At 60.8% G+C, this 13,801-nt stretch carries 16 protein-coding genes and 2 pseudogenes; 11 read left to right on the top strand and 7 right to left on the bottom strand.

Annotated elements, in window-relative coordinates:
* The first annotated feature begins 33 nt into the window (after window positions 1–33).
* The 9 genes from ACSQ3F_RS26330 to ACSQ3F_RS26290 all read left to right on the top strand — a co-directional run bounded on the left by ACSQ3F_RS26330 (window position 34) and on the right by ACSQ3F_RS26290 (window position 6,294).
* The gene (locus ACSQ3F_RS26330; protein WP_436103144.1) at window positions 34–615 is read left to right on the top strand and encodes an alpha/beta fold hydrolase; all 582 of its coding nucleotides are present in this window, start codon (window positions 34–36) and stop codon (window positions 613–615) included.
* Entirely contained in the window at window positions 615–758 is a 144-nt protein-coding gene (locus tag ACSQ3F_RS26325) for a hypothetical protein (protein ID WP_436103143.1), read from the top strand. Before ACSQ3F_RS26330 ends, ACSQ3F_RS26325 begins: the two co-directional genes overlap by 1 nt.
* A 3-nt stretch (window positions 759–761) precedes the next feature.
* Window positions 762–878, top strand: coding sequence for an alpha/beta fold hydrolase (locus tag ACSQ3F_RS26320; RefSeq protein WP_436103142.1), 117 nt, complete (start codon window positions 762–764; stop codon window positions 876–878).
* An 81-nt stretch (window positions 879–959) separates the two neighbouring features.
* The gene (locus tag ACSQ3F_RS26315) at window positions 960–1,154 is read left to right on the top strand and encodes a hypothetical protein (RefSeq protein WP_436103141.1); all 195 of its coding nucleotides are present in this window, start codon (window positions 960–962) and stop codon (window positions 1,152–1,154) included.
* 176 nt (window positions 1,155–1,330) lie between these two features.
* Window positions 1,331–1,729: a MarR family winged helix-turn-helix transcriptional regulator gene (locus ACSQ3F_RS26310; RefSeq protein ID WP_436103140.1), complete on the top strand. Its 399-nt coding sequence runs from the start codon at window positions 1,331–1,333 to the stop codon at window positions 1,727–1,729.
* Window positions 1,730–1,773: 44 nt separating this feature from the next.
* Window positions 1,774–3,087 carry an MFS transporter gene (locus tag ACSQ3F_RS26305; protein ID WP_436103139.1) on the top strand — a complete coding sequence of 438 codons (1,314 nt, stop codon included), beginning with the start codon at window positions 1,774–1,776 and terminating at the stop codon, window positions 3,085–3,087.
* Complete coding sequence (locus ACSQ3F_RS26300; protein ID WP_436103138.1) at window positions 3,084–4,139, top strand: aldo/keto reductase; 1,056 nt, start codon at window positions 3,084–3,086, stop codon at window positions 4,137–4,139. Before ACSQ3F_RS26305 ends, ACSQ3F_RS26300 begins: the two co-directional genes overlap by 4 nt.
* Window positions 4,140–4,182: 43 nt before the next feature.
* Window positions 4,183–5,367: a thiolase family protein gene (locus ACSQ3F_RS26295; protein WP_436103137.1), complete on the top strand. Its 1,185-nt coding sequence runs from the start codon at window positions 4,183–4,185 to the stop codon at window positions 5,365–5,367.
* Between the two features lie 24 nt (window positions 5,368–5,391).
* The gene (locus tag ACSQ3F_RS26290) at window positions 5,392–6,294 is read left to right on the top strand and encodes an alpha/beta fold hydrolase (protein WP_436103136.1); all 903 of its coding nucleotides are present in this window, start codon (window positions 5,392–5,394) and stop codon (window positions 6,292–6,294) included.
* A 90-nt stretch (window positions 6,295–6,384) separates the two neighbouring features.
* On the opposite strand, the gene ACSQ3F_RS26285 is transcribed toward ACSQ3F_RS26290, so the two are convergent.
* The 4 genes and pseudogenes from ACSQ3F_RS26285 to ACSQ3F_RS26270 all read right to left on the bottom strand — a co-directional run bounded on the left by ACSQ3F_RS26285 (window position 6,385) and on the right by ACSQ3F_RS26270 (window position 9,948).
* Window positions 6,385–6,774 (bottom strand): c-type cytochrome, encoded by a 390-nt coding sequence (locus tag ACSQ3F_RS26285; protein ID WP_436103363.1) that lies wholly within the window; start codon window positions 6,772–6,774, stop codon window positions 6,385–6,387.
* A 64-nt stretch (window positions 6,775–6,838) separates the two neighbouring features.
* Window positions 6,839–7,693: pseudogene (locus ACSQ3F_RS26280) on the bottom strand (AMP-binding enzyme); the annotation flags it as partial.
* A 248-nt stretch (window positions 7,694–7,941) separates the two neighbouring features.
* The gene (locus tag ACSQ3F_RS26275) at window positions 7,942–9,039 is read right to left on the bottom strand and encodes an NADH:flavin oxidoreductase/NADH oxidase (RefSeq protein WP_436103135.1); all 1,098 of its coding nucleotides are present in this window, start codon (window positions 9,037–9,039) and stop codon (window positions 7,942–7,944) included.
* Window positions 9,040–9,147: 108 nt separating this feature from the next.
* Window positions 9,148–9,948, bottom strand: coding sequence for an SDR family NAD(P)-dependent oxidoreductase (locus ACSQ3F_RS26270; protein WP_436103134.1), 801 nt, complete (start codon window positions 9,946–9,948; stop codon window positions 9,148–9,150).
* Window positions 9,949–10,037: 89 nt separating this feature from the next.
* Here ACSQ3F_RS26270 and ACSQ3F_RS26265 point away from each other — a divergent pair, with 89 nt between their 5' ends.
* Complete coding sequence (locus tag ACSQ3F_RS26265) at window positions 10,038–10,577, top strand: MarR family winged helix-turn-helix transcriptional regulator (protein ID WP_436103133.1); 540 nt, start codon at window positions 10,038–10,040, stop codon at window positions 10,575–10,577.
* A 195-nt stretch (window positions 10,578–10,772) separates the two neighbouring features.
* Here ACSQ3F_RS26265 and ACSQ3F_RS26260 read toward each other — a convergent pair whose 3' ends face one another.
* Window positions 10,773–11,252 (bottom strand): MarR family winged helix-turn-helix transcriptional regulator, encoded by a 480-nt coding sequence (locus ACSQ3F_RS26260; RefSeq protein WP_436103132.1) that lies wholly within the window; start codon window positions 11,250–11,252, stop codon window positions 10,773–10,775.
* 230 nt (window positions 11,253–11,482) lie between these two features.
* Between ACSQ3F_RS26260 and ACSQ3F_RS26255 the strand changes: the two genes are divergently transcribed.
* Window positions 11,483–12,373 (top strand): type 1 glutamine amidotransferase domain-containing protein, encoded by an 891-nt coding sequence (locus ACSQ3F_RS26255; RefSeq protein ID WP_436103131.1) that lies wholly within the window; start codon window positions 11,483–11,485, stop codon window positions 12,371–12,373.
* A 352-nt stretch (window positions 12,374–12,725) separates the two neighbouring features.
* Here ACSQ3F_RS26255 and ACSQ3F_RS26250 read toward each other — a convergent pair.
* Together ACSQ3F_RS26250 and ACSQ3F_RS26245 are read right to left on the bottom strand one after the other, a co-directional pair.
* Window positions 12,726–13,221 (bottom strand): annotated as a pseudogene (locus ACSQ3F_RS26250) (winged helix-turn-helix transcriptional regulator).
* A gap of 74 nt (window positions 13,222–13,295) precedes the next feature.
* Window positions 13,296–13,658 (bottom strand): hypothetical protein, encoded by a 363-nt coding sequence (locus ACSQ3F_RS26245; protein ID WP_436103130.1) that lies wholly within the window; start codon window positions 13,656–13,658, stop codon window positions 13,296–13,298.
* Window positions 13,659–13,801: the final 143 nt, after the last annotated feature.

Here is a 13,801-nt window from a genome sequence, read left to right as displayed (position 1 = left end):
ATTAATAATAGCCACCAACGCAAGGAGCACATCATGGCAGACACGCACCTCACAGCACCGACCCGTTTTGTCGAGGTGGAGGCCAACCGCTTCGCCTATCGCCGTTGGGGAAACGCCGGTTCCGGACAGCCTCCGCTCTTCTTCCTTCAGCATTTTCGCGGCGGCACGGATCATTGGGACCCGATCATGACCGATGGACTGGCAGCGGGCCGTGAGGTGATCCTGTACGATTACCGGGGCTGCGCATCGTCCACGGGTGTGCCGCGCACCCTCATCGAGGACATGGCGGATGACGCGGCGACGGTGATCCGCGCGCTCGGTCTTTCCAGGGTCGATGTCGTGGGGTTCTCGCTCGGGGGAATGGTAGCGCAGGATCTGACCCTGCGTCATCCCGATCTCGTCCGTAAGCTCATGCTGCTCGGCACCCAGCCGCGCGGCGGCAATCCCGATCCGGATCCGAAGATTTTTGAGGCCGCGCCCCGACCGGTGCCGACCGTCGATGACTTCCTGTTCCTGTTCTTCGGCCCGTCCGAGGCGGCCAAGCAGGCAGGCCGAGACTTCTGGGAGCGCCGCCACCAGCGACAGGATCATGTCCGCCGATCTCGCCTGAGTTGATGCAGGCGCAGATCGCGGCGAACATGGCCTTTGTCGCGCCGCTCGACCTGGAAAAGCCATTCGCTCATCTGAGTGAAATCACCCAGCCGACCCTGGTCGTCAACGGTGTCAACGATGTCATGATCGCCACAATCAATTCCTAGCACATGGTTCAGAACCTCCCGAACGCCCAGTTGATCGTTTATCCAGATGCCGGGCACGGCGCGCAGTTCCAGTATCCCGAGAGGTTCCTGAAGTACGCCATCCAGTTCCTCGACGAGTGAACGCACCGCGCCCGCCTGTCGGAGGGCGCCGTCACTTGCGGGCGCGGCAGGTGCCCTGAAGTTGGTCAGGAGGAAAGACCCATGTTCACGACGATACGAAGATCAACTTCCAAATTTTTTGAGAATTCGTGGATATTCCTCGATGTTGTGCTTGACGATCCTCAAGGTGACGACCTGTTCAGGCTTGAGGCGCGCGTTCATCATCTCGAGGCCGAGGTGAAGACGCTTCGGTCACTGCTGGACAAATCCGGAGTAGGGGTCGGTGGAGGGCAATGACGGATGCTGTGGGCACTTCTTTTGCAAGAGGGACGTCCGGAGCGGGAGGAGGCAGGGAACTCGACCTCTTCGGTCGACCAAGCTTGTCAGCGGCTGAGCATCGTCTGCCCCTACGTGAGGCAAGACGGACGACTGCACAGATCGACTCGGGTAAGAAAGGGGTATATACACGCAATATGTCTCGTTGTTACTGTTCACTGCTGCGCACTGCGACCCGGAAGGTTGGCTCCGTCTACGACGATGCGCTGGCACCTTTAGGGATAAACATCGCGCAGTATTCGCTGCTCAGGCTGATCGAGCGCCGACAGCCGGTGAGCTTCACCGAACTCGGCCGCGTCGCCGAACTCGATCGCTCGACCGTCGGACGCAATGTCCGTGTGCTTGAGCGCATGGGCCTGGTCGAAACGGGGCGTGGTGAAGACGATCAGAGGGAAGCAGTTGTCAGATTGGCTGATCATGGCCACCAAGTGCTCGAAGAAGCCGCACCGCTCTGGGATGAATGCCAACGTGAGGTCGAGACCCGACTCGGTTCTGAGAACGTGAAAGCCCTGCGAGCGATCCTAGGTGCAATCTGATTTTCGAATTCAACGCGGGCATATACCCGCAAAATGGGAGTTTCATGACCGCTCCATCTTCGCATTCGTCCAGCCGTTCTCCTCTTGCGGCACAACTGGCCCGTCGCGGTATCCACTATGGGTGGGTGGTAGCGGCGGTCACGTTTCTCACCATGCTCGTGACCGCGGGCGCCGTCGGTGCGCCGGGGGTGCTGATCGGTCCACTGAAGGCCGAGTTCGGTTGGGATACCGCCGACATCTCCGCCGGCTTTGCGGTACGGCTCCTTCTGTTCGGCCTGATGGGACCCTTCGCGGCGGCTTTCATGAATCACTTCGGTGTGCGGCGGGTTGCGGCCGTCGCGCTGACGCTGGTCGGAGCCGGCATCCTCGGCTCTTTTGCGATGACGAAGCTCTGGCATCTTTTGTTGCTTTGGGGAGTGGTCGTCGGACTGGGAACCGGCCTGACGGCGATGGTCCTTGGCGCGACTGTCGCGATGCGCTGGTTCTCCACGCGCCGCGGACTTGTGCTGGGTCTTCTCACTGCAAGCACGGCCACCGGCCAACTCGTATTCCTGCCTCTTCTCGCGATCCTGACCGAACAGTTCGGCTGGCGCTACGCGCTGTCCTTCGTTCTCGCCATTTTGCTGGTCGCAGCAGTCGCGGTTCTGACATTGATGCGCGATCGGCCGGCCGACGTTGGCCAGTTGCCCTATGGCGCGACACAGCCGACGCCTGCACCGGTCCAGCCCGCGACCTTCAAGGCTATGATGGCGTCTCCCATCCTTGCGCTGCGGGAAGCATCGCGCTCGGCTACCTTCTGGGTACTGTTCGGCACATTCTTCGTCTGCGGAGCGAGCACGAACGGTCTGGTGCAAACCCATTTCGTCGCCTTGTGCGGCGACTTTGGCATCGTGCCCGTGATGGCGGCGGGCATGCTGGCGATGATCGGCATATTCGATTTTGTCGGCACGGTGGGGTCGGGCTGGCTTTCTGACCGCTATGACAGTCGCTGGCTGCTGTTCTGGTACTACAGCCTTCGTGGGCTGTCGCTGCTCTATCTGCCTTTCAGCAGCTTCAGCTTCTACGAGCTGACGATCTTCGCGATCTTCTATGGTCTCGATTGGGTTGCCACTGTGCCTCCCACGGTGAAGCTGGTGGCCGACCGGTTCGGCGACCGGGCCAACCTCGTTTTCGGATGGGTGTTCGCCGGCCACCAGCTTGGCGCGGCATCTGCAGCTTATGGCGCCGGCTTCACCCGCACCTTTTATGAAACATATCTGCCGGCGTTCTTTGTCGCTGGCCTTCTCTGCGTCGTCGCAGCGCTCTCGATCGTCCTGGTCCGCGAGCATCGTGCTCCCCTATCAACAAGCAACGCATGAGCGCTGGCTACGCCTTTGTCGCAATTCAAAAGAAGGAACAGGTCGTGAAATACATGCCATTCGGGAAAACCGGTCTCCGGGTCTCGCAAATTGCGCTTGGCACCGGAAACTTCGGCACAGGCTGGGGGCATGGCGCCGACCCCGACACGAGCAAGGCGGTCTTCGATGCCTATGCCGACGCCGGCGGCAATTTTATCGACACAGCCGACATCTATCAGTTCGGGCAGTCGGAAGAGCTTCTGGGCTCGCTGTTGCAGGGCCGCCGCGAGAATTTCGTGCTCGCCACCAAGTTCACCAACGGGGCCGTGCCCAATGCCAATCGACTCGTCACCGGAAATAGCCGCAAGGCACTGGTCGCCTCCGTGGAGGGTAGCCTCAGACGGCTTAAGACGGACCGCATCGACATCTACTGGGCGCATCATCCCGATGGGGTGACGCCTTCCGAAGAGATTGTCCGGGGGTTTGAAGATCTCGCTCGCGCTGGCAAGATTCTCTATGCAGGTCTGTCAAACTTTCCGGCCTGGCGGCTTTCGCGCGCGGTCACGCTGGCGGAACTGACCCATGCCGTTCCGATCGCCGCCGCACAGTTCGAGCACAGTCTGGTGCACCGCGAACCGGAAGCGGATCTGTTTCCGGCGTCCGAGGCATTTGGGCTTGGTGTCGTGACATGGTCGCCCCTCGGCGGCGGCATGCTGACGGGCAAGTACCGGCAAGGGGAGAAAGGCCGCGCCGAAGGCCTGGGCGGCAATGTGTTCCAGGCGGAGAATTCGGCGCAGCGCACGAAGATCCTCGACACAGTGCTCACGATCGCCGGTGAACGAGGTGTCAGCGCCGATCAGGTGGCCATTGCCTGGGCGGGCAGCCATGGCGCCGTCCCGATGATCGGTCCACGCTCGCTGACGCAGCTGGCGAGCAACCTCGGCGCGCTTGCTGTCGAGCTCTCGCCCGAACAGCTCGACAGACTCGATAGCGCCAGCAGCAGCGATCCGTCCGCACCGGCCAGAACGCCGGTGCCATGGGCGTCCGATGCAAGAGCGAAGAAAGTCGCCTGAACGCCGCTACAGCAACGCCACCACCCAGCCAGGGAGAAAAACCATGAGCACGCGTGACATCATCCTCGCCCATCCGGTTCGCACCGCGATCGGCGCCTATAACGGCACGCTGAAGGGCGTGCCCGCCACCGAGCTTGGCTCAATCGTTGTGCAAGAGTCTTTGCGACGCTCCGGGCTTTCGGGCGACGACATCGGCACGGTCGTGCTGGGCAACGTCATCCAGGCCGGAAACCGGATGAATCCGGCAAGGCAGGCGGCCATCGGCGGCGGGCTTCCGGTTTCCGTACCGGCCCTGACCGTCAATCGCGTCTGCGGGTCGGGTGCCCAAGCGATCCTGAGCGCGGCGCTGGAAATTGCCGCCGGCGACTGTAGTGCCGCTATCGCCGGCGGCATGGAGAACATGGATCGCGCGCCCTATCTGATGGACGGCGGGCGCTGGGGCTACCGCATGGGACCGGCCCAGATCCTCGACAGCATGCTGACGGACGGGCTGAACGACGCCTTCTCCGGCGAGCATTCCGGCTGGCACACGGAAGACCTCGTCACCAAGTTCCAGATCGCCCGTGAGGAGCAGGACGCGTTTTCCGCGCGGTCCCAGCAGCGTTTCGTCGCTGCGCGGGATGCCGGCCGGTTCGCGGATGAAATCGTCGCGGTGGAGATCAAAGGCCGCAAGGGGCCTGAGTGTTTCGCAGTCGATGAGGCGCCGCGCCCGGATACGACCATCGAGTCGCTCTCCCGGTTGAAGCCGGCCTTCCGTCCGGGCGGCACGATTACCGCCGGCAATGCGCCGGGGCTGAACAGCGCTGGCGCAGCAATGATCGTTGCCGACCGCGGCTTTGCCGATGCCAAAGGCCTCAAGCCCATGGCTCGCCTTGCGGGCTATGGCGTTGCCGCCGTCGAGCCCGGCCTGTTCGGTCTTGGGCCTGTTCCGGCCATTCGTCGGGCACTGGAAAAGGCCGGCTGGACGCTCGGCGACATCGAACGCATCGAGATCAACGAGGCCTTCGCCGCCGTGCCGATCGCAGTCATGCGTGAGCTTGGCCTGCCGGAGGATATCGTCAATGTCGAAGGCGGCGCCGTCGCGCATGGTCACGCGATCGGCGCGACGGGGGCGATCCTCACCACGCGGCTTCTCCATTCCATGAAACGCGATGGGCTGTCGAGAGGCATCGTCACGCTGTGCATCGGCGGCGGGCAGGGTATCGCTCTGGCGCTTGAAGCGCTGTAGTCGCATTGCAAGGGGGAGGCGAGGATGTTCGAGGATTTCGAAAGCGGCCGGATTGCGGTCGATGGCGTGGAGATCGCCTACGTCGCGGCGGGTGCGGGAGAGCCGGTGCTGCTGCTGCACGGCTTTCCGCAGACCAAGGCGCTCTGGGCACGGATCGCACCGGAACTGGTCGCACGGGGTTATCGCGCGATCTGCGCCGACCTGCGCGGCTACGGCGCCTCCGGCAAGCCGCCGGCCCAACCCGATCTCGCCAACTACAGCTTCCGCGCCATGGCGGCCGACCAAGCCGGATTGATGCGTGCGCTCGGGCATGTGCGGTTTCACCTTGTGGGACACGACCGCGGTGCCCGGGTCGCGCATCGGCTGGCCCTGGACCACCCGGCCGCGGTGGCCAGTGCTACTCTGATGGACATTGTTCCCACTGCCGTCCTGCTGATCGACCTTCGCAAGGAGGTTGCTCAAAGCTACTGGCACTGGTTCTTCCTTGCTCAGCCCGGACCTTTCCCGGAGCGCATGATCGAGGCCAATCCGGACCTCTTTTATGAAACCTGCCTCTTCGGTTGGGGCGCGGCGGGTCCAGGGGATTTCGATGCCGAACAGCTTGCCGCCTACCGCGCTTCATGGCGCGATCCCGAGGCGATTGCCGGCGGCTGCAACGATTATCGCGCCGCACTGGCGGTCGATCTCGCCCACGATCTTGCGGATCATGGAAAACGTATATCCGCTCCCGCGCTGATCCTCTACGGAGCGTCGGGCGCCGTGGCCAAACTCTACGACTTGCCCGCGACCTGGGTGGATCGCTGCACTACCATGGAGGCCCACGCAATCAAGGGCGGCCATTTTTTCCCGGACTCCGCGCCGGGGGATGTTGCGAAACACGCGGCGGCATTTCTGAGAGGTCATCCTCTTTCCGACGTGTCAGGGTAAAGTCCGATAGCGTCCTTCATATCTCACACGTAGAAAACGCGGTCGGTTGAGGCCGTTAACGGATGTGCCGCCCGGTTGGTACGCAACCTTTTACTCCGAGTGTTGCTTCAAATAAGAGATGAGATCGGTTATCGCCTGATCGTCCTTGAGACCGGGGAAGGCCATTTTCGTGCCGACCAGGTTCGTTTTCGGGTTGTGCAGATAACCGCGCAACGTCGTCTCGCCCCAGACGAGACCGTCTCCGCCGGCTGCTTTCATTGCAGCCGAATAGGCGAAACCCGGATGCGCTCCAGCGTTCTTGCCGAACAGCCCGCGCAGCGACGGACCGACCTTGTTCCTATCGGAATCAACGACATGGCAGATGGCGAATCTCTTGAAAACAGCGGCGCCCGCCGTCGCATCGCCCTCCTGGGCTCGGGCATTGAACGCACAAAGAGCGACAGGGCACATGCCGGTTAGCAGAACGGTACCCTCGCCCATGACAATCGTCATTTTCGAGGTTGCCCAGCGCTTGCGCCATCCGCCGCCCGTTCCCGAGTGATCTTCAGACTCCATCCGACGGCCCCCATGCTCCGATCCCATGCTGGCTCAGAGCGGCCGCAATTTCGTCGAGAATAGCCGGATCGTCGATCGTAGGCGGCAATTTCCATGCCTTTTTGTCGGCGATAGACTGCATGGTGCTGCGCAGGATCTTGCCCGAACGGGTCTTGGGCAACCGCTTCACCGTGACGACGATCTTGAAGGAAGCAACGGGACCGATCTTCTTCCGTACAAGCGCGACGATCTCAGCCTCGATTTCGGCTGGAGTGCGCGCCACTCCGGCATTCAGCACGACAAAACCACAGGGCACCTGTCCTTTCATCTCGTCGGCTATGCCGATCACGGCGCATTCCGCGACATCGCGATGTTCGGCGATCACCTCCTCCATACCACCCGTGGAAAGCCGGTGGCCCGCGACATTGATGATGTCGTCGGCGCGCGCCATGATGAACAGCAAGCCGCTTGCGTCGACATAGCCGGCGTCGGCTGTCTTGTAGTAACCGGGATACTCGGCGAGGTAGGCTTCGCTGAAGCGCTCATCTGCATTCCAGAGCGTCGGCAGGCAGCCAGGCGGCAACGGCAATTTGACAACCACATTGCCCAGGGTTCCCGCTTCCACCTCGTGGCCGGCGTCGTCGAGGATGCGCACGTCATAGCCTGGCATCGGTACGCCCGAGGAACCGTGTCTCACCGGCAGCAATCCCAGCCCGACCGGGTTGTGGCTGATCGGACTGCCGGTCTCGGTTTGCCACCAATGGTCGATCACGGGCACCTCGATCTGGTCCTCTGCCCATTTCATCGTGTCGGGGTCGGCACGTTCGCCCGCCAGGAATAGCGTCCGGAGCTTCGAAAGATCGTATGCTTCGCTGAGGAGCCTTCCATGGCATCAGTCGTGTACCCCTCAAAAGGAGCGACTTCGACCAAAGTTTCCAACATACTTTCGAAGTTTGTTCCGGCCCATCTGGGAACCAACTCCGAATTATTGAACATGAGAAACTCCCCAGAGTAGAATGCGAACAGGGTTGAGATGAGGCGCGTCGTCCTGTTTGCGTGTATCGACATCCAGAAAACGGGCGCCTTCGAAGAATGTTGAAGGCGCCCGATCATTCAGGCCGCGCGGTAGGATGCGAGCCAATGTGCGTAGGGGGCGGGCAATGTCCAGGACGGACGCTCGACACCGAGCTTGCGCGCGGCTGAGTACGGCCAATGCGGATCGGCGAGCATCGCCTTGCCGATCATGACCAGGTCGAGCTGTCCACTGCGGATGAGTTCGTCCGCTTGCTCCGGCTGAGTGATATTCCAACTCGCCGAGCCGGGGAGGCCAGTGGCCTTCCGGACTCGGTCGGCGTAAGGCGCAACAAACCCAGGACCCCACGGAATATTGGCCGTCGGGGTCGAAAAACCGAGGCTGGCATCAAGGAAATCGAGGCCGGCTGCCTTGAATTTCCCCACAAGATCGATCGCGTCCTGCAAGGTTTCTTCGTCACGGCCATCAAACTCGATGACGCCGAAGCGAGCCGTAAGCGGACGGTCCTCGGGCCAGACTTCACGAACGGCCGCCAGTGTTTCGAGGAGGAAGCGTCCGCGGTTTTCGGCACTGCCGCCATATTCGTCGTCGCGTTGGTTCGAATGCGACGAAAAGAAGCTCTGGCCGAGATACCCATGGGCAAAATGCAGCACGAGCCAGCGGAATCCAACATCGCGCGCGCGGATCGCCGCAGAGACAAAATCGCCACGAACGCGATCGATGTCCGCTTTCGTCATCGCACGTGGTACCTTCCGCAGGCCGCCGCCGAATGCAATGGCGGAGGGTGCGATGGTCTCCCAGCCGCGCGGGTCGCCCTCGGCGATATGATCGTCGCCTTCCCAAGGGCGGTTAGCGCTGGCCTTGCGGCCGGCATGGCCGATCTGGATCCCTGCGACCGCACCGGCCTTTTCGATGCTGGCGACGATCGGCGCAAAGGCCTCGGCCTGGTCATCGTTCCAAAGACCGGTGCAGCCCTGTGTGATCCGGCCCTCGGGAGAGACCGCTGTTGCTTCGACGTTGACGAGGCCAGCGCCACCACGCGCCAGGCTGGCGAGATGGACGTTGTGCCAGTCGTTGGGGACACCATCGATCGCGGAATACTGGCACATGGGGGAAACCGCAATCCGGTTTCGGAGTGTCACGCCTTTCAGCGTGAATTGGTCGAATAAATTGGGCATTTGGTTTCTCCTCAGTAAGGAAAGCAGATTTTCTGCATGGACCTGCTCACGCCGGCTGGCGCACGCATTACCCCTTGCAGTCGATCGATTGGGTTTTACGCCGCTGGCTTAGGCAGCGCGGTAGCGGGGTGCAGGTTCACCGGTCTGCGTCGCGGCGAACAGCTTGGACCGAGCTTCGTCGAACGTGTCCCAGAGACTGGCGTCGGCAACGGATGGCAGCGTGATGTCTTCGCCGCTGTCGAACCCGGCCAGAGCAGCATCCACCAGGTTTTCGGACGTCATCACCGCGGCCTGGTTGAGGGATGCCAACGGGATTCCCGACAAATCCCAGAGTTCGGTTGCCGTAGATGCCGGCATGACGAGTTGCAGGCGGACATTGGTCCCAGCCAATTCCTGCTGCAGGCCGCGGCTGAAGTTCATCACATAGCCCTTGGTGCCGCTGTAGATCGCACTGATCGGCAGTGCGTGAAAGGACAGGACCGAAGCAACGTTGATAATTGCACCCTCGTCGCGGCCGAGGAATTCCGGCAGAACGGCGTGCGTGAGGCGTGTGAGCGCGATGACGTTGAGTGCGATCATTGAGGCCGCGTCTTCCTCAGAGGTCTTGGCGATGGGAGCGAGTGTCGCGTTACCGGCATTGTTCACGAGGAGCGTGATCGCCGAATTGGCCTTCAGCACCTTTTCGACGCGCGTGACGTCGGCATCTTTCGTGAGGTCGGCTTCCACCACCTCAACTTTCGTGCCGTGGGCAGCACCCAGCTTGTCCGAGAGCGCCTTCAGGCGTTCAGCGCGCCGAGCTACAAGGATAAGGTCATACCCCCTTTCAGCGAGGCGTTCGGCATAGACGGCGCCGATGCCGGCAGAGGCGCCCGTAACGACAGCAACGGGCTTGAGCGATGATGCAGACATGTGAAGTTCCTATTTTGTTGAGTGCTCAAGTTTAAGTATGACCGCACCTCGCCCTTGTCAATGGCTGAGTGCTCAACTATTTTGGCGTGATGGGTAAGAAACTTTCGATTGACGATGCAGCAGAGGAACTGCGCACGGGTAGGCTGAGCCCGCCGAAGCTCCTGTCCGAACTCGTGTGCACCAACACTGCTCTTCGGCGCGCGTCACGGCGGCTAAGCCAGCTTTACGATGATGCGGTAGCGCCAACCGGGCTAAAGGCCACTCAAGTCGGGCTTCTGACCCAGATTGCCGCGTTGCGGGAGGGCGGCCATCTATGGCCCACCTTGCAATCACTCGCCGAGCGCCTTGCCGTCAGCATTTCCGCTTTGACCCACGCACTTCGCCCGCTAGTCCGGGACGGGCTCGTCGAGCTCGTGCCGGACGAACATGACGGCCGAACGAAGCACGCGATGCTGACGAGATCTGGCGAGCACCGCATGCACGAGGCGTTGGTCCATTGGGCTGACGCCAACCAACGCGTTGAGGTCGTACTAGGTCCTTCCGCGGCTGCGCTCCGCACGCTGGCGGATGACGTCGCCTCTCCGGAATTCCTAGAAGCTTATGAGGCGCGTCGCAGTCTGAAAGACTGACCGCCTTGTCCTAAGCTGGTGAAGGCCTTTCGCTCGGGACAAGTAGTGTAGTGGCTTGTTCTCAATCCGACTGAAGCGAAATGCCGGCTGTTTGTCTTCTGTGTTTACGATAGACCTTTTATCGAATGCGCAACTATGGTCGTCGCAGCCACGCCTCGACCCTGGTTCCGAATAACCGACAAGCGATGTTTCGGCTTAATCGCCGGACTCGCTGGGTGTGGGCGCTTTAAACGCCTGCTCAAAATCGTCCGATGCCAGGAACGCCAGGACCGCTCTCAATTCGGCCGCCTTCTCTGCCCCAAAGGCGGCCTCAAAGCTATCCTGGGCCGCTTTCCACAGGACCAATGTGTCTTCGAACTTGCGTGTCCCCGCTAGGGTAAGACGAATCCGACGGGCGCGGCGATCTTGAGGATCGACGATCAGCTCAAGGTAGCCGCTGCGCTCAAGCGGCTTCAACGTATGGCCAAGCGCAGACTGGTCCATGACCATGTCCTCGGCGAGTTCCCGCATCGTAGGCTCGCCCAGTGAGACCACATGGGTTAGCAGTCCCAACTGACTAGCCCTCAGACCGCTCGGCGCGATAATGCTGTCATAGAGCTGTCCCATCCTCCGTGTCGCCTGCCGTAAAACGGTGTTGTTGCAATAATTCGGGTCGACACTGGCCTTCTTCTTCAATCGACAGACCTCCTTTGAGCCTCGGACACAGGCGATTATTTCCTCATTTTCACTAGCCCTATTCCGTCGTCTTGACAAGATAGCGGCATATGCCATAGATAAATTATCGGCATATGCCGGTAAATGGCAAGGAGCTTCCCAAAACGTTGAAGGGATTGCCTCGGACGCTAAAGCGCACGGATCGGCTGCGAGAGAGCTCGAATAAGCCGATCAACACAAAGGAAAAGCAGATGAGTATTGGAAGTATGGGTAGCGCTGTCCTCGCGATAGGACTGGCGATGGGACTGGCGATGGTGGCGCCGACGGCTGCCTCCGCGCAGAGCAAGGGCAAGGTGCTGGTGGTGATGTCGAGCGCCCACCAGCTCGAACTTCGAGACGGCAAGACCTACAAGACCGGCTACTTCCTGAACGAACTCGCCGTTCCACTGAAGCAGATTGTTGATGCTGGTTACACACCTGTGTTTGCTAATCCGAACGGCGATACGCCGCAAATGGACTCGAATTCAAATCACAAGAACTATTTCGGGGGCGACGACGCCAAGCGTGCCGAAGCGGAAGCTTACATCAATGGACTCGACAGCCTGAAGCAACCGCTTCGCCTCTCGGCGGTTCAATCTGCAGGCGTTGGCGAATTCGTCGGTGTCTTTATTCCCGGTGGGCATGCGCCGATGCAGGACCTGGTCCAGGATCGATCGCTGGGACAGATACTGCGGGCGTTCCATGACGGCGGCCGGCCGACGGGCATTATCTGCCATGGTCCGGTGGCGCTGCTTTCCACGCTACCTGACCCGCAGGCTTATCGTCTCGCACTCAGCGCGAACGACGGCACCCAGCTGCAATCGCTCAGCCAGGGCTGGCCTTATGCTGGCTATCGCCTGACAGCGTTCTCTGCCGCCGAGGAAAAGCAGGTCGAAGGCGATGTGCAACTGGGCGGCAATGTCGTGTTCTACGCTGACGAGGCGCTAGCCTCGGCGGGAGCCATTTTGCAGAATGCGTCGGCACCCTGGACCAGTAATGTTGTGGTCGATCGTGAACTGATCACGGGTCAACAACCGATGTCCGACGCGGCGTTCGGCACAGCGTTTGTTCAGGCTCTGAACACACAGCCCACCAAGAAGTAACAGCGCGGCGGACGACCCGATCCGGTGGCCAACGCGTCCGGTCGCCCGCCCAGCGAGGTCCTTGCCGCCCATTTTTGCAGGACGGGCCATGATCCTCTACCCTCCACAACGGCGATGATGCACTTTGCTTAGCTTGTCCAATAGCATCAGTTGTGAATCCAGCAAACGGAGCGATTTCCGCCAAGGTTGCAACACGCGCTCAAAGGTTGTTCGGCGCGCTGGGCTAAGGCTAAATTATTTGAACATGAGGTAAGTTGGTTCGACCTGGTTCGGACGTTCGCGATCTTTAAAAAAACGCGGATTTACGCCAAATCTTACAGCCCCGTGCTGATGCGGCATGACACGAGACGATTTAGGCATCGCCATGGCCAGTAGTCATACGAAATGGCCGCTCCCGGGCGGTTGCGCCCGTAACCGCGTCCACGGCAATAGGTTGGATTTCCAAACCCGTGTCAGCATCGACGTAGCGCGCCAGATTGGTGCCGAAATTCCTATGTGCCCAGCATCACTAGTACCGGCAGGAAATCGCGCCCCGCGGCCGTGAGTACATACTCTTCGCGCGGAGGCCGTTCCGAGTAGAGGCGTTTTTCGAGCAACCCATCTTCGTGCAGAGCAGCCAACCGCCGTGTCAGCATAGTAGGTGCGATGCGCAGATTCTTCCGAAACTCTTCAAAACGTGTAAGACCCACGTGTGCGTCCCGCAGGATCAAGATGCTCCACGCGTCACCGACGAGGTCGAGGCTGCGTGCAATTGAACATTGAGAGGCAGGGCTATCGCTGTTGTCTACGTTATTTCCTGGAGCGGCGAAGCTGGCGGTCTCGGCCCTCTGTCCCCGTCTGATTTTCATTTCAAATTCTCCGTTGGGACTGTTGACTTTTTAATGACGAACGTCATGTTAAGTGTCAATAATGACGTCTATCATCAATAAACGAATCCACGAGAGAGAACAAGATCATGGCTGAAAATCCAGCTGGCCTCATCCCGAGGGCCGCCTCGGGCATCGGCGCGGCCCATGCAGAGTGGCTCGCCCGCTGCGGACATAATCTCGTGCCGGTCGCTCGTGACAAGGCGCGCGACCAGACGGGTGTGGCTGTCGGCATCCTGTTGGCTGATCTCGCCAATCCGGGTGCCGCGGTCGGAACCCGGCTGCGTGACGACCGTCGGGTTGGGGTGCTTGTGAACGATGCCGGAGCGAGCGTAAGGGGAACCTTGGTCGGGCAGGTGAATGGCTGGGTGCCCGTTGCGCCCTTCGAGATCGGGACTGAAACCAAGACGTTCGTGCACGATGCCGCCGAATCCGGGCCTGTCGAATTGAACGAGATTCCAAGTTTACTTCCCCCAGGGAGGTGTCGTGAGCCATCGACATCTAGTGTTGTGACTCTAACGCCTGTCGCCCCCGAGCGACCTTTTCAAGAATGTCTGTAGCG

This window comes from Pararhizobium sp. LjRoot238 (assembly GCF_964252955.1).
GTDB lineage: Bacteria > Pseudomonadota > Alphaproteobacteria > Rhizobiales > Rhizobiaceae > Pararhizobium.
The sequence above is the reverse complement of the archived record's forward strand: the minus strand, read 5'-3'. Positions and strand labels throughout refer to the sequence as shown.